The sequence below is a fragment of the Luteimonas sp. Soil_C_5 genome, assembly GCF_057656615.1.
In genome coordinates this window covers 276,003-296,016 of record NZ_JBDGKA010000001.1, presented here as the reverse complement: position 1 = coordinate 296,016, position 20,014 = coordinate 276,003, and the positions used below count along the sequence as shown (strand labels likewise).

At 68.2% G+C, this 20,014-nt stretch carries 21 protein-coding genes; 13 read left to right on the top strand and 8 right to left on the bottom strand.

From position 1 onward, the window contains the following. Positions 1-44: 44 nt before the first annotated feature. From AC3A5K_RS01450 to AC3A5K_RS01420, 7 genes are all read right to left on the bottom strand, one after another. A complete protein-coding gene (locus AC3A5K_RS01450) occupies positions 45-911 on the bottom strand; it encodes an alpha/beta fold hydrolase (protein WP_487615734.1) in 867 nt (288 codons plus the stop codon). After that, entirely contained in the window at positions 911-1,666 is a 756-nt protein-coding gene (locus AC3A5K_RS01445) for a transporter (RefSeq protein WP_487615733.1), read from the bottom strand. Before AC3A5K_RS01445 ends, AC3A5K_RS01450 begins: the two co-directional genes overlap by 1 nt. Continuing rightward, entirely contained in the window at positions 1,663-2,361 is a 699-nt protein-coding gene (locus AC3A5K_RS01440; RefSeq protein WP_487615732.1) for a DUF2058 domain-containing protein, read from the bottom strand. The genes AC3A5K_RS01445 and AC3A5K_RS01440 overlap by 4 nt, the downstream gene beginning before the upstream one ends. 11 nt (positions 2,362-2,372) lie before the next feature. Then, entirely contained in the window at positions 2,373-2,603 is a 231-nt protein-coding gene (locus tag AC3A5K_RS01435; RefSeq protein WP_487615731.1) for a SlyX family protein, read from the bottom strand. Positions 2,604-2,655: 52 nt separating this feature from the next. Continuing rightward, complete coding sequence (gene bamJ / locus AC3A5K_RS01430) at positions 2,656-3,423, bottom strand: BamJ family beta-barrel-assembly machinery protein (protein ID WP_487615730.1); 768 nt, start codon at positions 3,421-3,423, stop codon at positions 2,656-2,658. A gap of 81 nt (positions 3,424-3,504) precedes the next feature. Next, complete coding sequence (locus AC3A5K_RS01425) at positions 3,505-4,419, bottom strand: FKBP-type peptidyl-prolyl cis-trans isomerase (protein ID WP_487615729.1); 915 nt, start codon at positions 4,417-4,419, stop codon at positions 3,505-3,507. Between the two features lie 102 nt (positions 4,420-4,521). Then, complete coding sequence (locus tag AC3A5K_RS01420) at positions 4,522-5,082, bottom strand: glutathione peroxidase (RefSeq protein WP_487616289.1); 561 nt, start codon at positions 5,080-5,082, stop codon at positions 4,522-4,524. Between the two features lie 188 nt (positions 5,083-5,270). On the opposite strand from AC3A5K_RS01420, the gene AC3A5K_RS01415 reads away from it, so the two are divergent. The 7 genes from AC3A5K_RS01415 (at position 5,271) to AC3A5K_RS01385 (ending at position 10,236) form a co-directional block, all read left to right on the top strand. Beyond that, positions 5,271-5,555: a hypothetical protein gene (locus tag AC3A5K_RS01415; protein WP_487615728.1), complete on the top strand. Its 285-nt coding sequence runs from the start codon at positions 5,271-5,273 to the stop codon at positions 5,553-5,555. A 4-nt stretch (positions 5,556-5,559) separates the two neighbouring features. Beyond that, positions 5,560-5,931: a GntR family transcriptional regulator gene (locus tag AC3A5K_RS01410; protein WP_487615727.1), complete on the top strand. Its 372-nt coding sequence runs from the start codon at positions 5,560-5,562 to the stop codon at positions 5,929-5,931. Continuing rightward, positions 5,928-6,806 carry an ABC transporter ATP-binding protein gene (locus tag AC3A5K_RS01405; RefSeq protein ID WP_487615726.1) on the top strand — a complete coding sequence of 293 codons (879 nt, stop codon included), beginning with the start codon at positions 5,928-5,930 and terminating at the stop codon, positions 6,804-6,806. The genes AC3A5K_RS01410 and AC3A5K_RS01405 overlap by 4 nt, the downstream gene beginning before the upstream one ends. Next, entirely contained in the window at positions 6,803-7,849 is a 1,047-nt protein-coding gene (locus AC3A5K_RS01400; protein WP_487615725.1) for a hypothetical protein, read from the top strand. Before AC3A5K_RS01405 ends, AC3A5K_RS01400 begins: the two co-directional genes overlap by 4 nt. 25 nt (positions 7,850-7,874) lie before the next feature. Then, on the top strand, positions 7,875-8,537 hold the full coding sequence (locus AC3A5K_RS01395) for a hypothetical protein (RefSeq protein ID WP_487615724.1): 663 nt from the start codon (positions 7,875-7,877) through the stop codon (positions 8,535-8,537). A 74-nt stretch (positions 8,538-8,611) separates the two neighbouring features. After that, complete coding sequence (locus AC3A5K_RS01390; RefSeq protein ID WP_487615723.1) at positions 8,612-9,469, top strand: DUF4097 family beta strand repeat-containing protein; 858 nt, start codon at positions 8,612-8,614, stop codon at positions 9,467-9,469. Positions 9,470-9,501: 32 nt separating this feature from the next. Then, positions 9,502-10,236 (top strand): hypothetical protein, encoded by a 735-nt coding sequence (locus AC3A5K_RS01385; RefSeq protein ID WP_487615722.1) that lies wholly within the window; start codon positions 9,502-9,504, stop codon positions 10,234-10,236. A 76-nt stretch (positions 10,237-10,312) separates the two neighbouring features. Here AC3A5K_RS01385 and AC3A5K_RS01380 read toward each other — a convergent pair whose 3' ends face one another. Next, positions 10,313-11,728, bottom strand: a complete 1,416-nt coding sequence (locus AC3A5K_RS01380; protein WP_487615721.1) for a class II fumarate hydratase — start codon at positions 11,726-11,728, stop codon at positions 10,313-10,315. Between the two features lie 122 nt (positions 11,729-11,850). Here AC3A5K_RS01380 and purB point away from each other — a divergent pair, with 122 nt between their 5' ends. The 6 genes from purB to AC3A5K_RS01350 all read left to right on the top strand — a co-directional run bounded on the left by purB (position 11,851) and on the right by AC3A5K_RS01350 (position 19,984). Further along, positions 11,851-13,233, top strand: a complete 1,383-nt coding sequence (purB, locus tag AC3A5K_RS01375) for an adenylosuccinate lyase (RefSeq protein WP_487615720.1) — start codon at positions 11,851-11,853, stop codon at positions 13,231-13,233. Positions 13,234-13,312: 79 nt separating this feature from the next. Then, positions 13,313-13,843 carry a DUF3060 domain-containing protein gene (locus AC3A5K_RS01370; protein ID WP_487615719.1) on the top strand — a complete coding sequence of 177 codons (531 nt, stop codon included), beginning with the start codon at positions 13,313-13,315 and terminating at the stop codon, positions 13,841-13,843. A gap of 16 nt (positions 13,844-13,859) precedes the next feature. Beyond that, the gene (locus tag AC3A5K_RS01365) at positions 13,860-14,258 is read left to right on the top strand and encodes a VOC family protein (RefSeq protein WP_487615718.1); all 399 of its coding nucleotides are present in this window, start codon (positions 13,860-13,862) and stop codon (positions 14,256-14,258) included. A 551-nt stretch (positions 14,259-14,809) separates the two neighbouring features. Continuing rightward, positions 14,810-16,030: a JmjC domain-containing protein gene (locus AC3A5K_RS01360; protein WP_487615717.1), complete on the top strand. Its 1,221-nt coding sequence runs from the start codon at positions 14,810-14,812 to the stop codon at positions 16,028-16,030. Further along, complete coding sequence (locus AC3A5K_RS01355) at positions 16,027-16,932, top strand: GNAT family N-acetyltransferase (RefSeq protein ID WP_487615716.1); 906 nt, start codon at positions 16,027-16,029, stop codon at positions 16,930-16,932. The genes AC3A5K_RS01360 and AC3A5K_RS01355 overlap by 4 nt, the downstream gene beginning before the upstream one ends. A gap of 205 nt (positions 16,933-17,137) precedes the next feature. Next, a complete protein-coding gene (locus AC3A5K_RS01350; protein WP_487615715.1) occupies positions 17,138-19,984 on the top strand; it encodes a 2-oxoglutarate dehydrogenase E1 component in 2,847 nt (948 codons plus the stop codon). The last annotated feature ends 30 nt before the right edge of the window (positions 19,985-20,014 follow it).

Here is a 20,014-nt window from a genome sequence, read left to right as displayed (position 1 = left end):
GGGACAGAGCCGGGCCGCACACGCGGCCCGGCCGGTCGCGATGCTCAGACCGCGGCGCGGCGTTCGCCAGTCCGGGCGCGCAGGGCCTCGATCATTCCGAGAATCGACGCCGCGGTGTCGTCGGGACGCTCCATCGGATAGAGATGGCTGCCGTCGATCCAGGCCAGGCGCGCGCCGACGATCGCGCGTGTCGCACGCAGTCCGATCTGCCGCACTTCGCGGGATTGCCGGCCGGCGATGAAGCCGACCGGCGCGCTGACCCGCTGCGCCGCCAGGTGCACGCTGCGGGTGGGCAAGGTGGCGTAGATGCGGTGTTCGATCTCGCGATCGAACAGCAGGCGGCGGCCCAGCGTGTCGGGCACCGTGGCGGCCGATGCGTAATCCGACAGCACCTGCGCATCCCAACGCGCGAACGCCGGCTTGGCCGCGAAATGCGCCCGCACCGCTTCGATATCGGACCACTGCGTGCGCCGCTGCAGGGTCTGCTGCAGCGGCATCAGGTGCCGGTCGAGCGCGGCCCGGCGTGCAAGCTTGATCAGCTGCGCGGTGACGCCGCCGATCAGCGGGGAATCGAGCAGCACCACGCCGGTGACACGGTCGCCCAGCTGCGCGGCGGCGAGCAGGCTCAGATAGCCGCCGAGCGAATGCCCCACCAGCCACAGCGGCTGACCATCCGGCGTGCCGCCGATATGGTCGAGCAGTTGCTGCGCAAGGCCGGGCCAGCCACGCGAGACCGGATACTGCGGCGCATGGCCGAACGCGTCCACATGCGAGACGTCGAAGCGCTGCCGTAGCGGCGCCAGCACCCGCCCATAGGTCGCCGCCGGAAAGCCGTTGGCGTGCGAGAAGACCAGCCGGTCACGCGGCGTTTTCGAAACAGAGACGTCGCCGGCAGTTCCCGGCGTGGGCATCAGCGGAAGCCGACCGAGATGCCGATGCCCCCTGCCCAGTCGGCAGCCGCGTCATCCAGCCCGCGCAGCACCGAGACATCGAGCTGCACGCTGTCGCGCGGCTGCCAGGTCAGACCACCGCCCGCGACCACACCTTCGGCAGCGCCGGATCCGACCGCAGCTTCGATGTAGGTGCTCAGCGTGTCGCCTTCGAACAACGTCAGGCTGGGCGAGAGCTGCCAGCCGCTGCCGGCATCGTCCTGCGCGTAGCCGGCGAACACCGCATAGCCGCGACCGCCGGCCGTCTCGCCGCCGACCGTTGCCGCCAGGCTGCGGGCGTGCCGTTCGGGCCGCAGGTCCTGCGAACCGGTCCGCAGGCCGTACTGGGCCAGCAGCGCCCACTCCAGCTCACCCGATGCCGGCAACGCCCATTTCAGGCCGACGCGGGTATCGCCCGCGCCATTGACGCGCGTGCGGGCATCGCCTGAGCGGGCCGCCATCCGCACGTGCGGCTCGCCGGCCAGCTGCAGCTCCAGCGAAGCGCCCAGGCCGATGCGCAGCAGGCTGCCGAAGGTCTGCGTGGTCGTGCGGACGCCGTCCGCCGTGTCGCGTTCGACGTCGGGAAGCCCCTGCTCCCAGGCGAATTCGCCCGGTGCCAGCACGGAGGTGGAAAAGCCGATGCCCGGCCGGTCGAATTCGAAGGGCTCGGCCGCCGACGCGCCGCCCGCCCAGACGAGGCCCGATGCCGCGACCAGACCTGCCAGCGCGCGTGTCACCACACTAGGTCGTCCGGCACCTGGTACTTCGGATCGCTGTAGGGATCGTCACCGGCAGGCGCCGCCGGATCGACCCGCAGCGCGACGCCCTGCGGAAAGATGCTGCCGGCCTCGTCCAGTACCGCGGTGGTGACCAGCAGATAGCGCCCGTTGACCTGCACCACACCCAGCTCGCCGGCATTGAGCGCCTTGAGCTGGTCGGCGTCGACATGGATGCGCTTGATCTTGCCGCCGTACTCGAAATGCCGGGCGATGTCGGCCTCGGGCCGGTTGAGCGCCTTGTCCTGCATGAAGACTTCGAGCTTCGCGCGCGCCTCCCGGCGCAAGCGGGCCTCTTCCTGCTTCACGCGCTCGGCTTCGATGCGCTCATCCTTCTCGCGCTGGGCGCGGATGGCGTAGGCCTTGCCGAGATCGATGTCCTCGCGCGACGGGCGCTTGCCCTGCGGCGCACCGCGGCGATCGTTCGGACGCGGCTTGCCGTCCGTGCGTGCGGCGCCACTGTTGCGGGGCTGCGGACGCGCGGCGTTGTCGCCACGCGGCGCGCCGCCCTTGCCATCGGCGGCACGGCCGGCAGGCCGTGGACCGCGACGGTCGTCGGGCCGCGGACGACGCTCGTCGCGCCGGGGCTTGGGCGCGGCGGGCGCCGGCGCCTTGAATCCGAGGCCGAGCAGCTGGTCGCGGAGGGAATCGGTCATCGCTGTCGACCTCAGTAATGCGGGGGCGGCGGCTCGTCCGACGGATCGGGGAACTGCACGGTGCGGGCCTGGCGCAGGTCGTCCATGACCCGGCGCAACAGACCGGTCTGCGCGCCGAGTTCAAGGCGGGCCTGGCTCAGCGCGTCGTTGAGCTGGGCGATGGTCTCTTCCTGGAACGCGAGGCGCGTCTCCAGTTCGGTCACCCGCGCGTCCAGCCCGGTGATGGAATCGTCTTGCGTCATGTCAGGTCGGACCAGGTGCCGCCGCGCCGGTGACGGCGCGGCGAACCGGGACTCAGTTGGCCACGATCTCCTGCAGCTCGACCTCGAACGCCAGCGCCTGGTTCGGACCGATCGGGCCGGAGCCCATCTCGCCGTAGCCGAGGTTCGACGGGATCCACAGCTCGAACTTGCTGCCGACCGGCATCAGCTGCAGACCTTCCTGCCAGCCCGGGACGACCTGGTTGAGCGCGAACTGCGCCGGCTCACCGCGATCGTAGGAGCTGTCGAAGGTCTCGCCGTTGAGCAGCGTGCCCTTGTAGTGCACGCGCACGGTGTCTTCCGGACCCGGCTTCGGGCCGGTGCCTTCGGTGACCACGCGGTACTGCAGGCCCGAGGCTGTCGTCTGCACGCCGGTCTTGCCGGCGTTCTCGGCGAAGAACTTCTCGGCTTCGGCCACGTTCGTCCGGCCCTTCTCTTCCGCCTCGGCCAGCTGCTTGGCCTGCATGCGCTCGCCAAAGGCCTGCATCACGCCCATGGCCTGCTCGTCGCTGATCTCGATCGCCTTGTCGTCCAGCGTTTCGGCGATGGCGCGCTGCAGCGTCTTGACGTCCAGTTCGTCCTTGATCTGCTTGAGCTGCTCGCCCATCTGGTTGCCGATGATGTAGCTGATCTGCTCGCGCTCGCCCTTGAGGCCGGCGATGTCGGTGCCCGCGGCAGCGTCGGTGGCGGCGGCGGTCTCGACCGGCTTGCCGGTCTCCTTGTCGATCGGCTTGCAGGCGATCATCGCCAGCGGCAGGGCGGCGGCCAGGCCGGCAATTGCGAAACGCGTGGTGGTCTTCATCTGGGACAGCTCCGTAAGGGGTCGTGTGATGTGAAAAGAGAGTCTGGGACTGGGTGCCTCCGCGTGCGCGGAGGCGTGCGGTCAGAGGATGTCGATCAGTTCGACGTCGAAGACCAGCGTGGAATTGGGCGGAATGTTCGGCGGACTGCCGCGCGGGCCGTAGGCCAGATCGCCGGGAATCCAGAAGCGGTACTTGCCGCCGATCGGCATCAGCTGCAGGCCCTCGGTCCAGCCGGCGATCACTTCGCCGAGTCCGAACACGGCCGGCGCGTTGCGCGCGTAGGAGCTGTCGAACTCGGTGCCGTCGAGCAGCGTGCCGCGGTAGTGCACCCGGACCCGGTCGGTGGCGCGCGGACGCGGGCCCTGGCCCTGACGCTCGATCTGGTACTGGATGCCCGACGCGGTCGCGAACACGCCCGGCTTGCCCCGGTTGCCGGCGAGGAACGCCATGCCGGCTTCGCGATTGGCCTGGGCCGCACCGGCCGCGCGCGTCTGCGCACGGGTCACCATCGCCTGGCGCACCGCTTCGATCTCGGCAGCGTCCATCGTGCGCGGCGCATCGTTCAGCACCTCGCGCACCGCACGCATCAGCGGCGCGATGTCGATCTCGCCTTTCAGCGGCGCCAGCGAACGTCCGATGTCGGTGCCGACCAGGGTGCCGGCCTTCGCCGGATCCACCGAAGGCGGCTCGCTGCCCGGCGGCAGACCGGGCACCGGACGGCCACTGCGGGCGGCGGCCCGCTGGCCGAGCGCGAGGCCGATCTGCTGGCGATCGGTATCCGACAGCGTGGGCGGCGTGCCGGCCAGCGTCGCGACGATGGCGCGTTCGAACGTGGCGAGATCGAGATCCGCGCCGATCTGGCCCAGCGAGCCGGCCACGTCCAGTCCCACCACATAACTCGTCTTCGCACGATCGCCCGCGGGCTCGGCAGCGACGGCCGGCGCAGCGGCCACGATCAGCAACGCCAGCACACCGGCGCGAAACAGGGTCAACATCCGCAACGTCTCCTGCCCGGACGATCCGGACTGATGCAGCCGGCTATTGTCGCGGCGATGACCGCGGTGGGCAATCGCCGGCCCCAACGGGTCAGGACGGCTTCAGCGCCCGGCAGGTCGCGGGCGCGGCGCAGCCAGCGCGCGGTCGATCGCGGCGACGATGTCCGGATCGTCCGGCGCGGTCCGGCTGCCCCACTGCGCCAGCACCCGCCCGTCCCGGCCCACCAGATACTTGTGGAAGTTCCATTGCGGCGCCTGACCGGTGGCCTCGCGCAGTTGCCGGTACAGCGGCGTGGCCGCGTCGCCGACCACGTGGACCTTCTCGAACATCGGGAACTGCACGCCATAGGTCAGCGTGCAGAACTCCTGGATCGCCTGCTCGTCCTCGAATTCCTGTTCCTTGAAGTCGCCGGACGGAAAGCCGAGCACCGCGAATCCACGGCTGCGATAGCGCGCATGCAGGGCTTCGAGCCCCTCGAACTGCGGCGTGAAGCCGCACTTGCTGGCGGTATTGACGATCAGCAATACATCGCCGCCATAGGTCTGCGCCAGATCCACCGCCTCGCGCCCGGCCAGCGGGCGATAGCGATGATCGACGACCCGCACGTTCGAAGATGCGGTCGCTTCAACCGCGCCAGCGGCGGGCGCCGCTGCCTGGGACATGGCGATGCCGGCGACCGCGACGGTCAGACCGGCGATCAACAGCTGCAAAGGAAGGACTCGACGCATGACAGCGCTCCGGCAGGCCCCCTGCCATCAGTTGGGTAAACAACGGAATACTTCGAGTTGACACGCCCTGATGTGGTGTTATAGTTGCCTACAACACCTACCCACCAGAGCAGGACGGTCCCATGAACCGCAAGCTCCATACCTCGATCTTCGCATGCACCGCTTCGACCGCCACGCTGGTGCTCGGTCTGCTGGTCGCCTGGCCGGCCGCGTCCGCCGACCCCACCGGTATGGAGACCGCCCCGGCCCGGACGATGAAGGTGTCGGGCGATGCCCGCCCGCAGTCCGGTCCGACGTCCGTCGACACCGCCCCCGCCACGCCGCCGCGCAGCCGCAGCAAGCGCGCGCGCAGTGCCATCGCCATGCCGTACTTCTCGTTCGCGCGGGGCACGGGTGGAAGGAGCTGAGGCCATGGCCAATATCGAATGGAGCGACGGCGCTCCCATCTACCGCCAGCTGAAGGAACGGGTCATCGCGATGATGCTCGACGGCGTCCTCAAGCCTGGCGATGCGCTGCCCTCGGTGCGCCAGGTGGCGGCCGACTACCAGCTCAACCCCATCACCGTCTCCCGCGCCTACCAGGAACTGGCCGACGAGGCGCTCGTCGAAAAGCGTCGCGGCCTGGGCATGTTCGTCACCGAGGAAGCCTCCAAGAAGCTGCGCACCAGCGAACGCGAGCGCTTCCTGCAGGACGAGTGGCCGCTGGTGCTGGAACGGATCGAACGCCTGGGGCTGTCGGCCCGGGACCTGCTGCAATCCATCGGCAACGGAGCCAACCCATGAACGCCGTCCTCGACCCGGTCCCGGTGATCGCAGCCCGGAACCTCGGCAAGACCTACAAGGGCGCTCGCGCGCTGGATGGTGCGAGTTTCAGCATCCCCGCCGGCCGCATCGTCGGCCTGATCGGCCCCAACGGCGCCGGCAAGACCACGGCGCTGAAGGCGTTGCTGGGCCTGATCCGCTTCGAGGGCGACCTGTCGGTGCTGGGACGCGATCCGCGCACCGAGCGCAACGCGCTGATGAACGATGTCTGCTTCATCGCCGACGTCGCGGTGCTGCCGCGCTGGATGCGCGTGCGCGAAGCGATCGACTTCGTCGAGGGCGTGCATCCCCGCTTCGACCGGGCACGCTGCGAGCGTTTCCTGGCGAACACCAAGCTCACACCGAAGCAGCGCGTGCGCGAAATGTCGAAGGGCATGATCGTGCAGCTGCATCTGGCCCTGGTGATGGCGATCGACGCCAAGCTGCTGGTGCTCGACGAGCCCACGCTCGGCCTCGATATCCTCTATCGCAAGCAGTTCTACCAGCGTCTGCTGGAGGACTACTTCGACGAGCAGAAGACGATCATCGTCACCACGCACCAGGTCGAGGAGATCGAGCACATCCTCACCGACGTGCTCTTCATCCAGAACGGCAAGATCGTGCTGGACGCACCGATGGACGATGTCGGCGAGCGTTTCGTCGAAGTGCTGGTCAATGCCGACCAGCTCGACGCCGCCCGCGCCCACCGCCCGATCGACGAACGCGCCCTGCCCTTCGGCAAGACCGTGATGCTGTTCGACAACGTGCCCGTTTCCACTCTGTCGACCTACGGCGAAACCCGCACCCCGGGCCTGGCCGACCTGTTCGTGGCCACCATGAAAGGAGCCTACGCATGAACGCGCCTGCCGAACGTTTCGACATGCCCGCCCCCGCGCGCACGGCCGCCAGGCCGCATGCCACCAGCACCTTCCGCCTGTTGCTGCGCCGCGAGTACTGGGAGCACAAGGGCGGGATCTTCTGGGCACCGGCGATCGCTGGCGCGATTTCGCTGCTGCTGTCGGTGGGCCTGCTGGTCGTGGCGATCTTCTTCGCCCACCGCTCGGTGGCGGAAGGCAACACGATCGAGCACAACGGCGTCACCGTGAACGGCCTGGACCTCGGCACGCTGGTCGCCCAGCTCACCAGCGAGGACATGCGCCAGCTGTCCGACGGTCTCTACCTCACGCTGTTCATGGCGGCGAGCTGGCCGTTCCTGGTGATGATCTTCGTCGCGTTCTTCTACTGCCTCGGCGCGCTGTACGACGATCGCAAGGACCGCAGCGTGCTGTTCTGGAAGTCGCTGCCGATTTCCGATTCCGCGACTGTGCTGTCGAAGGTGGTCACCGCGACCCTCGTGATTCCGCTGGTCGCCACCGCGATGGCCATCGTGACGATGCTGCTGTTCCTGGTCGCGATCAGCGTGGCCGCCGCCGCGCACGGTGCCAATCCGCTGCCGCTGCTGTGGGGCAACGGCAGCGCGTTCCTGCTGGCCGGCCAGTTGCTGGCGGCGATTCCGGTCTACGCCCTCTGGGCACTGCCGACCGTGGGGTGGCTGATGCTGTGTTCGGCCTGGGCGCGCAGCAAGCCCTTCCTGTGGGCGGTGCTGATTCCGCTGGCGGTGGGCTTGGCCAGCTCCATGACCGGCCTGCTGCAGTTGCTGGGCGTCGAGCGCCACTGGCTGTGGACCAACGTCATCGCACGGATGCTGCTGGGTACTGTCCCGCTGACCGGCGCCGACATCCAGCGCGCCTCGGCGGGCGGAGACGAGATGACCCACCTGCTGCGTCTCGACGGTGTGTATTCCAACTTCAACAGCCCGTCGATGTGGGTCGGCATCATCGCCGGCGTGCTGATGATCCTGCTCGCCATCCGCCTGCGTCGCTGGCGCGAAGAAGGCTGACCGTTCCGCATCCGGAGATCCGCACATGAAGCCTGCCGTCGTTGCCGTGTTCGCCCTTGCCCTCTGTCTGCCTCTGGTCGCATGGTCCGCGCCGCCGCAGGACGACAGCATCCGCAGCGAGATCCGCCGCGATCTCGACGCCGCGCGCCTGGAGATCCGGACCGATCTCGCCCAGGCCCGCGCCGAACTCGAGACCGGCAATCTCGATGTCGGCAACAGCGTCGGATTCGACCGTGACAAGCGCGGGCAGGCAGGCGCCGACAAGGACCTGCCGAAGGCGGAGATCACCCCGCAGGGCGATTTCCTGATCGAAGGCGAAGCCGTCGCCATCCATGCAGCGCAGCGGCGTCAACTGCTCGACTACCGCGGCAGGGTGATCGAGATCGCCAGAGAAGGCATCGACATCGGCGAGGTCACCGCGCTGGCCGCGATGGATGCGGTCGACCGCGGCGTCGTGTCGCTGATGGTCTCGGCCATGACCGGCAGTCTGGAACGCCGCATCGAGCGGCGCGTGCAGGCCACCGTTGGGCCCGGCGTGCTCCGGATCTGCGATCGCATGCCGGCGCTGCGCGATGCGCAGCAGCAGCTGGCCGCCGATCTGCCCGCGTTCCGCCCGTACGCACGTCTGACGCCGCAGGACGCCGAACGCTGCAGGCAGGACGTGCGTCAGGAATTCGCCACCCGGTGACCTGCGCGCCGACGCGTTCGACCATGTGCATTCCCGCGCCCTCGCTGGCGCCGCTTTCGACAGGAGTTCCAGACATGACGTCCCGCCAGCCCCGTACTGCCCTGATCGCCCTCGCCCTTGCGGCCGCCTGTGCGCTGCCGCTGGCAGCGCAGGCGCAGGACACGCCGCAATGCCGGTACAGCAAGCCGCACGAACTCGCACTGCAGCTCGATGGCGTGCGCACGGTCCGTTTCGAGATCGCCAACAACAAGCTGCGCATCGATGGCGCCGAACAGCCCGACGCCACCCTGCGCGGCCGCGCCTGCGCATCGTCCGACGGCCTGTTGCAGCGGATGGTGCTGGAGCAGACGAAATCCGGCGACACGCTGACGGTGCGCCTGCGCCGTGAAACCAGCACCGGGTCGGGCCTGTTCGCCAACAACTACGCCTATCTGGACCTGTCCGGCCAGGTGCCGGCGCATGTGCTGGTGCAGGCGGTCGTGGGATCCGGCGATGCCTGGGTCACCGGCGTCTCGGCCGCGAGCGCCGATGTCGGCTCCGGCGACGCCGAACTGCGCCGCATCACCGGGCGTGCCACCGCGAAGGTCGGCTCGGGCGATGTCACCGTCGACGATGCCGGCAGCCTCAAGGTGCTGTCGATCGGTTCGGGGGATGTCGAAGCACGCGGCGTACGCGGTCCGGTCGAAGTCGGCAGCGTCGGCTCGGGCGACTTCAAGCTCGAAGGCGCGCGTGGCGACGTGCGGATCGGCAGCCTGGGCTCGGGCGACATCGATCTGCGCGACGTGCAGGGCAGTGTGCATGTCGGCTCGATCGGCTCGGGTGACGTCGATGCCCGCGGCATCGGCGGCGATCTCGAAGTGGCTGCCAAGGGCAGCGGCGAGGTCTCGCACCGCGATGTGCGCGGCACCGTCAGCGTGCCGCGCAAACGTTGACCCTCTTACAGAGACAGACCCGGAGTCCGACCATGAAGACCCTCCCGTCCCGCGCCCTGCCCCTGGCCCTGTTGCTTGCCTGTGCGGGCATGCTGACCGCCTGTGGGCGTGACGAAGCCCACGACGCCCCCGCGAGCGGCGACGCCACCACGGCGCCGGCCGACGAAGGCTTCGTCGCCCGCACCACCCGCCGCGCGCTGGAAACGGCGCGCCAGGATCTGGTCGAGAAGAACATCAGCGTCGGCGGCAGCGGTGGCGGCGGACTGAACATCAACGGCTTCCGCTTCGGCGGCGACGATACCCGCACGTCCAGCCTGCCCAAGGCCGAGATCAGCCCGGCCGGCGACTTTCTGGTCGATGGCAAGACTGTCGAGATCGACGCCGCGCAACGCGAACTGCTGCTGGCGCATCGCGCCAACATCATCTCGATCGCCGAGGCCGGCATCACGATCGGCATCCAGGGCGCCCAGCTCGGCGCCGAAGCCGCGAAGGGCGCGATCGCCAGCGCGCTGTCGGGCCAGTCCGCCGACTTCGAAAAGCGCATGGAAGCCGAGGGCGCCAAGATCGAAGCCGAAGCCGACAAGCTGTGCGACAACCTGCCCCCGCTGCTCGCCTCGCAACAGGCCCTCGCGGCCGCGCTGCCGGCCTTCCAGCCCTACGCCACGATGGACGCGACCGACGTCGAGGATTGCCGCAAGGACACCGTGGTCCACCGCGACGATGAAGCCGCAGAAGCGGATGCCGCGGTGGCGCCGGTGTCGAACTGACGCTGCCCCCCGACGCCAGCTGCATCGAGACAAAAAAACCGGCCAATGGCCGGTTTTTTATAGTCCACTCACTGAATCAACCGCCGCCGCTGGCGCCTTCATGGATGCCGCCCCTGGTCAGTTCCGCGGGATCGAGCAGCGTCCGCAGGTCCGCATCCGAGAGGCCGCTGTCCTCCTGCGCGATCTCCATGACCGGCCGGTTTTCCTTGTACGCGCGCTTGGCGATCGCCGCGGCCTTTTCGTAGCCGATGATCGGGTTGAGCGCGGTGACCAGGATCGGGTTGCGCGCGAGTGCGGCGTCGACATTGTCGCGGCGCACCTGGAGGCCGGCGATCGCGTCGTCGGCCAGCAGACGGGTGACATTGGACAGCAGCTGGATCGATTCCAGCAGGTTGGCCGCGATCAGCGGCAGCGCGACATTGAGCTGGAAGTTGCCGGTCTGCCCGGCGACGGTGATCGCGGTGTGGTGCCCCATCACCTGCGCAGCGACCATGACCGTCGCCTCGGGAATCACCGGATTGACCTTGCCCGGCATGATCGAACTGCCCGGCTGCAGCGCCGGCAGCTCGATTTCGCCCAGACCGCCGAGCGGCCCGGAGTTCATCCAGCGCAGATCGTTGGCGATCTTGATCAGCGCGACCGCCAGCGCATTGAGCTGACCGGACAGTTCGACCGTGTCGTCCTGGGTCGCGATGCCCTCGAACTTGTCCTCGGCCGAATCGAAGCTGGTGCGGGTCAGCGTGGACAGCGCCCGCGAGACCTTCTTGCCGAACTGCGGATGCGCGTTGATGCCGGTGCCGATCGCGGTACCGCCGATCGGCAGCCGGCGCAGGCGCTTGAGCGCATCGCTCAGGCGCGCTTCGGCCGAGGCGATCTGAGACGACCACGCGCCGAATTCCTGCGCGAAGGTCAGCGGCATCGCATCCATCAGATGTGTGCGGCCGGTCTTGACCACCTTGCCCAGCGCCTTGCCGCGCTTGTCGATCGTGCGGCGCAGATGCTTGAGCGCCGGCAGCAGATCTTCGACGACGGCGAGCTGCGCAGAGACCCGGATCGCCGTCGGCACCACGTCGTTCGAACTCTGGCCGAGATTGACGTGGTCGTTCGGGTGGACCTTGCGCGAGGCGGTCGAGGCCAGCGTCGCGATGACCTCGTTGGCATTCATGTTCGACGAGGTGCCGGACCCGGTCTGGTAGATGTCGACCGGGAAATGGGCGTCGTGCTTGCCGTCGGCGACTTCGAGCGCGGCGGCGCGGATCGCCTTGCCGGTCTTCTCCGGCAGCAGGCCCAGGCCCGCGTTGACCTCGGCGGCCGCGGCCTTGACCAGGCCCAGCGCCCTGATGAAACCGCGCGGCATCGGGCGGCCGGAGATCGGGAAGTTCTGCACCGCGCGCTGGGTCTGCGCGCCCCACAGGGCGTCGGCGGGGACCTGCAGCTCGCCCATGCTGTCGTGTTCGGTACGGAACGCATTCGCGTCGTGGGTCTTGCGCATCGATTCGGCTCCAGGAGGGGGAATGACTCGGCTGGCACGGTCGCTGGCGTCGTGTCCGCAGGATACGCGAGGGCCGTACAGGCTAAAATGACGGCTTCGCCCGCTGCGCGCCCACACTGCCCATGTCCGACATCCAGAAGACCGAAGCCGCCCTGCTCGCCCTGTCGCCGCTCGACGGCCGCTATGCCACCAAGGTCGATGCGCTGCGTCCGATCTTCTCGGAATACGGCCTGATCCGGGCCCGCGTGCGGGTGGAGATCGAATGGCTGCTGGCGCTGGGCGACGAGCCGGGCATTGCCGAACTGCCCGCCTTCGACGACGCACAGCGTGCGCGCCTCAAGGCGCTGGCCGACGAGTTCTCGGTCAGTGATGCCGCGCGCGTCAAGGCGATCGAACGCACCACCAACCACGACGTCAAGGCAGTGGAGTACTTCATCAAGGAACAGCTCAAGGATGATGCCTCGCTGGCGCCATCGCTCGAGTTCGTGCACTTCGCCTGCACCAGCGAGGACATCAACAATCTGTCCTACGCGCTGATGCTGGCCGAAGCGCGCCGGGACGTGCTGCTGCCGACTATCGACACGCTCATCAAGACGCTGCGCACGATGTCACACGACCACGCGGCGCTGCCGCTGCTGTCGCGCACGCATGGCCAGACCGCATCGCCGTCGACCGTCGGCAAGGAACTGGCGAACGTGGTCGCGCGCCTGCAGCGCCAGAGCGAGCTGCTGTGGGACGTCGCGCTGACCGGCAAGATCAATGGCGCGGTCGGCAACTACAACGCCCACGTCGTGTCGTACCCCGATGTCGACTGGCCGGCGTTCGCGCAGCGCTTCGTCGAATCGCTGGGCATCGAGTTCAATCCCTACACCACCCAGATCGAGCCGCACGACTGCGTCGCCGAGATCAGCGACGTGCACAAGCGCATCAACACGATCGGCATCGATCTGTGCCGCGACATCTGGGGCTACATCTCGCTGGGCTACTTCAAGCAAGCCTTGAAGGAAGGCGAAGTCGGCAGCTCGACGATGCCGCACAAGGTCAACCCGATCGACTTCGAGAACGCCGAAGGCAACTTCGGCATCGCCAACGCGCTGTTTGAGCATTTCGCCGCCAAGCTGCCGATCAGCCGCTGGCAGCGCGACCTGACCGATTCGACCGTGCTGCGCGCGCTGGGCACCGCATTCGGCCACACGCTGATCGCGCTCGATGCGCTGCAGCGTGGTCTGGGCAAGCTCAGCGTCAACCCGGAGCGCCTCGCCGCCGATCTCGACGCCTCGTGGGAAGTGCTGGCCGAAGCCGTACAGACGGTGATGCGCCGCCACGGCCTGCCCAACCCCTACGAGCAGCTCAAGGCGCTGACCCGCGGCCAGGGCATCACCGCCGACTCGATGCGCCAATTCGTCGATGGTCTGGATCTGCCGGCAGAAGACAAGGCGCGCCTGCGCGACCTGGTGCCGGGCGGGTACACCGGTCTGGCCGAGCAGCTCGCCCGCGGGATCTGACGCCACCGGACTGCGCGACGCGGACTGAACATTCGCGTCGCTAGGCTCGCGGCGATTCAACTTCGCCGACGAGACCGCCATGCGACAGCTTCCCCTTTTGCTCTGCCTCACTGCACTGTCGTTGGCCGCCTGCGATCGACAGGCGTCGCCAGCCGACACCTCGACCGGCGCATCGCCGACGGAAGCCGCCTCGCAGGTGGCATCCGCGGCGATCTCCGGCGTGCTGACCGATCCGGCCAGCGGCGCGCAGTGCAGCGGACAGGATGTCGCGATCACCCGCGACGGCTTCGATCTGGTGTTGAACGGCGACTGCGGCGCCGTGGTCATCACCGCATCCGATGGCGCGGTCAACGTCGAACATGCGAGCTCGTTGCGGGTCGAAGGCAACCAGGTCACCGTGCTCAACAGCCGCGTCGGCGACGTCGATGTCCGCGGCGCCGACAACGCCTTGAATCTGACCGAGGTCGACGCGCTGGAAATCTCGGGCGACCGCAATACGGTGCTCGCACGGCGGATCGACCGCGTGACCTTCAGCGGCGCATCGAACGTCGTCAATCCCGACAACACGCCGGCGCTCGATGACACGGGCACCGGCAATCGCGTGATGTGACGCGGCACGCCGGCAGATGCGGATCCTGCTCAACCTCGATGTCGATGATCTCGAGCGCGCACTGGCGTTCTACGTCGCCGCGTTCGGGCTGACGCCGGCACGCCGCCTCGGCGACGACGTCATCGAGCTGCTGGGCGCCGGCACACCGCTGTATCTGTTGCGCAAGGCGGCCGGCAGCATCGGTGCAGGCACGACCCCGCGTGACTACGCACGGCACTGGATGCCGCTGCATATCGATGTCGTCGTCGACGATCTCGATACCGCCTTGTCCAAGGCCCTTGCCGCAGGCGCGGTGCAGGAAGGCGGCATCCGCGACGAGTCTTATGGGCGGATCGTGCAGTTGGCTGATCCGTTCGGGCATGGGTGGTGTCTGCTGGCGTTCAGTACGCACGGATATGACGCGATCGCGACCTGACGCGATGCGACGGGCGAGCGGCGTCTTCCGCGTCGGTCGTTATCTCGGCGAAGGCCAGCGGCGCCTTGCAGCAGCACGAAGCGCTGGTCATCCAGTGACCTGCTGCCCGCTCGCAAGCTGAGGCACAGGCCAAGGCACTGGATTCCAGTCCTTCGCCCGAATGACGGTTCGTGAGCCCCCCTACCCAACTCAAGCTCTGTCTCGTGCCCGTCAGAACTGACAGGCCGTGATTCCAGCGGCACACAACAGACGAATGTCTGTGCAAACCAGGATCCAGCGACGTGTCGCCCCCAGAACACTTCAGGCACTGAATTCCGCCCGTCGCCGGAATGACGGCGACTGCGGCTTCAATCGCGAACGCTCAGATCGAGCAGGGGTCCATGTCGCGGAAGTCCCAGCGGCCGTTCCGGCCAGTCTCGACGATCAGAATGGACCTTGGCCTGCGCCGGGGCGACGGGGATCCGAGTGATCCCCGCGGCTGTGTGCGAAAGCGCTCGGCACACCCCCCAACCCGTCGAGACCGCCCCCGTTTTCGCGTAGTCTGCCGCCCCATGAGCACAGCCCCCCTTCCCTTCGAAATCGACGCCAGCCTGTACGCCGACGGCGGTCCGCTCGGCATGTCCGCCGGGGACTTCCTGCGCGACTACTGGCAGAAGCGTCCGCTGCTGATCCGCAACGCGTTTCCCGGCATCGAGAGCCCGCTGCAGCCCGAGGATCTGGCCGGCCTGGCCTGCGAGGAATTCGCGCTGTCGCGGCTGATCCGCCACGACCGTGCCGGCGATGGCTGGCAGGTCGAGACCGGGCCGTTCGACGAGGACCTGTTCCCGGGCCTGGGCGACCGCGACTGGACCCTGCTGGTGCAGGACGTCGACAAGTGGGATGCCGATGTCGCCGGCCTGCTCGCGCATTTCGCCTTCCTGCCGCGCTGGCGGATCGACGACATCATGGTCAGCTTCGCCGCGACCGGTGGTTCGGTCGGCGCCCACGTCGACCAGTACGACGTGTTCCTGCTGCAGGGCCAGGGCCATCGTCGCTGGCAGATCGACGCCTCGCAGGCTATGGGCCGCGGGCTGCCGCCGCAGGACTTCCGCGACGACGTCGAGCTGAAGCTGCTGCGCACCTTCACCGCCACCCACGACTGGGTGCTCGGCCCCGGCGACATGCTGTACCTGCCGCCGATGGTCCCGCACCACGGCGTTGCCGAGGATCCCTGCCTGACGTTCTCGGTGGGCATGCGCGCGCCGGCGATCACCGAACTGATGGGCGACTTCGTCGACACGCTGGCCGCCGAAAGCGACGAAGCGCAGCGCTACCACGACGAAACGCTGGCGGTGCCGGCCGATCCGAACGAGATCGACGACGCCGCGATGGCGCGCGTGGTCGAGGCGCTGCAGGCTCTGCGCACCGACGATCCCGACCGTCTCGGCGACTGGTTCGGCCGCTTCATCACCAGCTACCGAAACGCGCACGACGTGATGCCGGCCGATTCGGTGCCTGCCCGCATCGAACTCGAATGGCAGCTGTCGGAATGCGGCGCGGTCCTGCAGCGCAACCCCTTCTCGCGCATGGCCTGGCGCCGCACCGCCGAGGGCGCGCAGCTGTTCGTCGCCGGGACCGCGCTGTCGGTGCCGCCGGCAGATGCACCCTTGATCGCCGGCGCCGACCGCTTCGACGCACCCGGCTATGCCGCGCTGTCGCCGGACGCGCGCGACACGGTCAATGCCCTGCTCGAACTGGGCCACTACCAGCTGCGGCTTCCCGACGACGCATGAGCCGGCCGCTCCAGGTCGTCGAGATCGTCGATCCGCGCCAGCAGGCCGCGGCGCATGCGCTGCGCGATGCGGTCTTCGTGCAGGAGCAGGGCGTGCCGGCCGAACTCGAGCGCGACGCACTCGACGCCCTGAGCCGGCATGTGCTGGCGGTGGATTCCGATGGCACGCCGATCGGTACCGGCCGCCTCGCACCCGACGGCAAGATCGGGCGACTGGCGGTTCGCGCCGACCGGCGCGGCCAGGGCGTCGGCGATGCCCTGCTGCGCGCCCTGCTCGACCTCGCCGGTCGCGCGGGCCTGCACAGCACGCGCCTGCATGCCCAGCTCCAGGCGCAATCGCTGTACGCCCGCCACGGCTTCGTCGCCCACGGCCCCCGTTTCGAGGAAGCCGGCATTGCCCATCGCGCGATGCGACGGGTTGCCGGCGCCGCGTTCGAGATCGATGACGTGGCAGGCGCGGTCGACGCCACGGTCACCGTGATCCAGTGCGCCCGGCGTGGACTGTGGGTGCGCAGCCGGGATCTGGACCCGGGCCTGTTCGATCATCCCGAGGTCCTGCTGGCCCTGCGCCGGTTCGCCACCGCAAGCCGGGGCGGCCGCGTGCAGCTGCTGCTGCAGGACGCCGCGACCACGCAGCGCGAGCACCCACCCCTGCTCGCCCTCGCGCAACGCCTGCCCAGCGCGTTCGCATTCCGCGAGGTCGAGGATCCGGTGGATCGCGCATTCGCCGGTGCGTTCGTCGTCAACGACAGTGGCGGTTTCCTCAGTCGCCCACTCGGCAACCGCTTCGATGGCGAGGCCGCGACCACCCTGCCCGGACGCGCCCGGCAACTCGAACGCCAGTTCGCCCCGGTGTGGGAACGTTCACGCCCGTGCAGCGAGTTCCGCGCGCTGGGTATCTAGGGTGTGCGCCGCGTGCCGCGCCCTGCGCGGACATCGGCAACAGCGGCATTCGACCATCGTCCAGCGGCGCCACATCGGGCACCGGTAATGCAAGAAGCGCGATGAGACGGGTATACTCCGGGGTCTACATCGGCCTCTCGATGCGCGCGTTTCATGCGGATCGGGTCTGCCACTCCCCCTCCCAATCGAGTCCGAATCACCCGACGTGGACAGTCTCCTGAAGCAGTTTGCGCAGTCGTCCCAGTTCGGCGCCAACGCCGCCTATATCGAAGATCTGTACGAGCAGTATCTGGTGGATCCCGACAGTGTCGGGACCGACTGGAAACGGTGGTTCGATTCCTTCAAGGGCCGTGAGGCGGGTGACGTTCCCCACTCCGCGGTCCTGTCGGCCGTCGCCGAAGCCGGTCGTCTGGCCGCACGCGGCGTGGTCGCTGCGGGTTCCTCGTCCGGCGGTGCCGGCGACGAGCGCGAGCGCCATGTCGGCCGCCTGATCACCGCCTACCGGTCGCGTGGCCATCTCGGCGCGAAGCTCGATCCGCTGGGCATGATGCCGCCGGTCAATCCGCCGGATCTGGGTCTCCCGTTCCACGAACTCACCGATGCCGATCTCGACGACGAGTTCAGCACCGGTGGTGTGGCCGGCCAGCCGCGGATGAAGCTGCGCGACCTGCTCGCACTGCTCAAGACCACGTATTCCAGCCAGATCGGCGCGGAATTCATGCACATCCCGGACTTCGAACAGCGCAGCTGGCTCTACCAGCGCCTGGAGAAGACCGGTGGCCGCTTCGCGCGCAGCGCGGACGAGAAGAAGCGCATTCTCGAACGCCTGACCGCCGCCGAAGGCCTCGAGCGTTACCTGCACACCAAGTACGTCGGCCAGAAGCGCTTCTCGCTCGAAGGCGGCGATGCGCTGATCCCGTTGCTCGACAACATGATCCAGCGCGCCGGCAAGGACGGCGTCAAGGACATCGTCATCGGCATGGCCCACCGCGGCCGTCTCAACGTGCTGGTCAATACGCTCGGCAAGAACCCGCGCAAGCTGTTCGACGAGTTCGAAGGCAAGTTCGAACACCACGACGACGACCGCGCGCACACCGGCGACGTGAAGTACCACATGGGCTTCTCGGCCGATCTGACGACGCCCGGCGGTTCGGTCCATCTCGCGCTGGCGTTCAACCCCTCGCACCTGGAAATCGTCAACCCGGTGGTCGCAGGCAGCGTGCGTTCGCGCCAGCACCGCCGTCGCGACACCGAGCGCAAGGCCGTGGTGCCCGTGCTGTTGCACGGCGATGCGGCCTTCGCCGGCCAGGGCGTCAACATGGAACTGTTCCAGATGTCGCAGGCCCGCGGTTTCGCGGTCGGCGGCACGGTGCACGTGGTCATCAACAACCAGGTCGGCTTCACCACCAGCGAACTGCAGGACTCGCGCTCGACGCTGTACTGCACCGACGTGGCCAAGATGGTCGGCGCGCCGATCCTGCACGTGAACGCGGACGATCCGGAAGCCGTGGTGTTCTGCGCGGAACTGGCCTACGACTTCCGCCAGCAGTTCGGCAAGGACGTGGTCATCGATCTCGTCTGCTACCGCCGTCACGGCCACAACGAGGCCGACGAGCCGGCCGCGACCCAGCCGCTGATGTACCAGGTGATCCGCAAGCACCAGACCCCGCGCGAGCTGTACACCGCGAAGCTGGTCGCCGAAGGCGTGCTCAGCGAGGCCGATGCCAAGGGTGTCGTCGACCGCTACCGTGACAAGCTCGACGCGGGCGAGGTCACGGTCGAGCTCGCCGCAGGCAAGCCGTCCGATTACGAACTGACGATCGACTGGGATCCGTATCTCGCCGGCCGGCTCAGCGACACACTCGACACCACCGTGTCGGTGGACAAGCTGAAGTCGCTCGCCAAGGCGATCACCACGGTGCCGGACGACGTCAGCCTGCAGGCGCGCGTCGCCAAGATCTACGACGACCGCCGCAAGATGGCCGCCGGCGAACAGCCCGGCGACTGGGGCTTCGCGGAAAACCTCGCCTACGCAACCCTGCTCGACGCCGGCAACCGCCTGCGCCTGGTGGGCCAGGACAGCGGCCGCGGCACGTTCTTCCACCGTCACGCGGTGCTGCACGACCAGAAGACCGGCGGCAACTACATGCCGCTGCGCCAGCTGGTGAAGAATCCGGAAGACGCGACCATCATCGACTCGCTGCTCAGCGAGGAAGCCGTGATGGCGTTCGAGTACGGCTACGCGTCGTCGGAGCCGGGCACGCTGTGCATCTGGGAGGGCCAGTTCGGCGATTTCGCCAATGGCGCCCAGGTGGTCATCGACCAGTTTCTGTCGTCGGGCGAAGCCAAGTGGCAGCGTCTGTGCGGTCTGGCGCTGTTCCTTCCGCACGGCTACGAAGGCCAGGGCCCCGAGCACAGCTCGGCGCGCCTCGAGCGCTTCCTGCAGCTGTGCGCGCTCGAAAACATGATGGTCTGCGTGCCGACCACGCCGGCGCAGGCGTTCCACATGATCCGTCGCCAGCTGTGCATGACCACGCGCAAGCCGCTGGTCGTCATGACCCCGAAGTCGTTGCTGCGCCACAAGCTGGCCGTCTCCTCGCTCGAGGAACTGGCCAACGGCGAGTTCCAGCACCTGATCCCCGATGCCGACGCCGACCCGAAGAAGGTCACGCGTGTGGTCGCGTGTTCGGGCAAGGTCTATTACGACCTGCTGGAAGAGTCGCGCAAGCAGGCACTCGACAACGTCGCGCTGCTGCGCGTGGAACAGCTGTATCCGTTCCCGCGCGAACAGCTGACCGCCGAGCTCGCGCGTTACGGCAACGCCACCGAGGTCGTGTGGTGTCAGGAAGAGCCGCAGAACCAGGGCGCCTGGTACCAGATCAAGCATCACCTCGAAGCCTGCTCGGGCGCCAAGCAGTCGCTGCACTATGCAGGCCGCGCCCGCTCACCCTCGCCCGCCGTCGGTCATTTCAACGACCACGTCGCCGAGCAGCAGCAGCTCATTGCCGATGCGCTGGTCAACGCGCTCGACGGCAAGGTCTTCTCCGAATAATCCAGTTCGAACCCCCACATTCAACCGCTT

What these genes read in the sequence shown, in the direction of transcription:
- AC3A5K_RS01450 (WP_487615734.1), bottom strand. Translation starts at nt 911, where the DNA reads ATGCCCACGCCGGGAACTGCCGGCGACGTCTCTGTTTCGAAAACGCCG.
- AC3A5K_RS01440 (WP_487615732.1), bottom strand. Translation starts at nt 2,361, where the DNA reads ATGACCGATTCCCTCCGCGACCAGCTGCTCGGCCTCGGATTCAAGGCG.
- AC3A5K_RS01435 (WP_487615731.1), bottom strand. Translation starts at nt 2,603, where the DNA reads ATGACGCAAGACGATTCCATCACCGGGCTGGACGCGCGGGTGACCGAA.
- bamJ (WP_487615730.1), bottom strand. Translation starts at nt 3,423, where the DNA reads ATGAAGACCACCACGCGTTTCGCAATTGCCGGCCTGGCCGCCGCCCTG.
- AC3A5K_RS01425 (WP_487615729.1), bottom strand. Translation starts at nt 4,419, where the DNA reads ATGTTGACCCTGTTTCGCGCCGGTGTGCTGGCGTTGCTGATCGTGGCC.
- AC3A5K_RS01420 (WP_487616289.1), bottom strand. Translation starts at nt 5,082, where the DNA reads ATGTCCCAGGCAGCGGCGCCCGCCGCTGGCGCGGTTGAAGCGACCGCA.
- AC3A5K_RS01415 (WP_487615728.1), top strand. Translation starts at nt 5,271, where the DNA reads ATGAACCGCAAGCTCCATACCTCGATCTTCGCATGCACCGCTTCGACC.
- AC3A5K_RS01410 (WP_487615727.1), top strand. Translation starts at nt 5,560, where the DNA reads ATGGCCAATATCGAATGGAGCGACGGCGCTCCCATCTACCGCCAGCTG.
- AC3A5K_RS01405 (WP_487615726.1), top strand. Translation starts at nt 5,928, where the DNA reads ATGAACGCCGTCCTCGACCCGGTCCCGGTGATCGCAGCCCGGAACCTC.
- AC3A5K_RS01400 (WP_487615725.1), top strand. Translation starts at nt 6,803, where the DNA reads ATGAACGCGCCTGCCGAACGTTTCGACATGCCCGCCCCCGCGCGCACG.
- AC3A5K_RS01395 (WP_487615724.1), top strand. Translation starts at nt 7,875, where the DNA reads ATGAAGCCTGCCGTCGTTGCCGTGTTCGCCCTTGCCCTCTGTCTGCCT.
- AC3A5K_RS01390 (WP_487615723.1), top strand. Translation starts at nt 8,612, where the DNA reads ATGACGTCCCGCCAGCCCCGTACTGCCCTGATCGCCCTCGCCCTTGCG.
- AC3A5K_RS01385 (WP_487615722.1), top strand. Translation starts at nt 9,502, where the DNA reads ATGAAGACCCTCCCGTCCCGCGCCCTGCCCCTGGCCCTGTTGCTTGCC.
- AC3A5K_RS01380 (WP_487615721.1), bottom strand. Translation starts at nt 11,728, where the DNA reads ATGCGCAAGACCCACGACGCGAATGCGTTCCGTACCGAACACGACAGC.
- purB (WP_487615720.1), top strand. Translation starts at nt 11,851, where the DNA reads ATGTCCGACATCCAGAAGACCGAAGCCGCCCTGCTCGCCCTGTCGCCG.
- AC3A5K_RS01370 (WP_487615719.1), top strand. Translation starts at nt 13,313, where the DNA reads ATGCGACAGCTTCCCCTTTTGCTCTGCCTCACTGCACTGTCGTTGGCC.
- AC3A5K_RS01365 (WP_487615718.1), top strand. Translation starts at nt 13,860, where the DNA reads ATGCGGATCCTGCTCAACCTCGATGTCGATGATCTCGAGCGCGCACTG.
- AC3A5K_RS01360 (WP_487615717.1), top strand. Translation starts at nt 14,810, where the DNA reads ATGAGCACAGCCCCCCTTCCCTTCGAAATCGACGCCAGCCTGTACGCC.
- AC3A5K_RS01355 (WP_487615716.1), top strand. Translation starts at nt 16,027, where the DNA reads ATGAGCCGGCCGCTCCAGGTCGTCGAGATCGTCGATCCGCGCCAGCAG.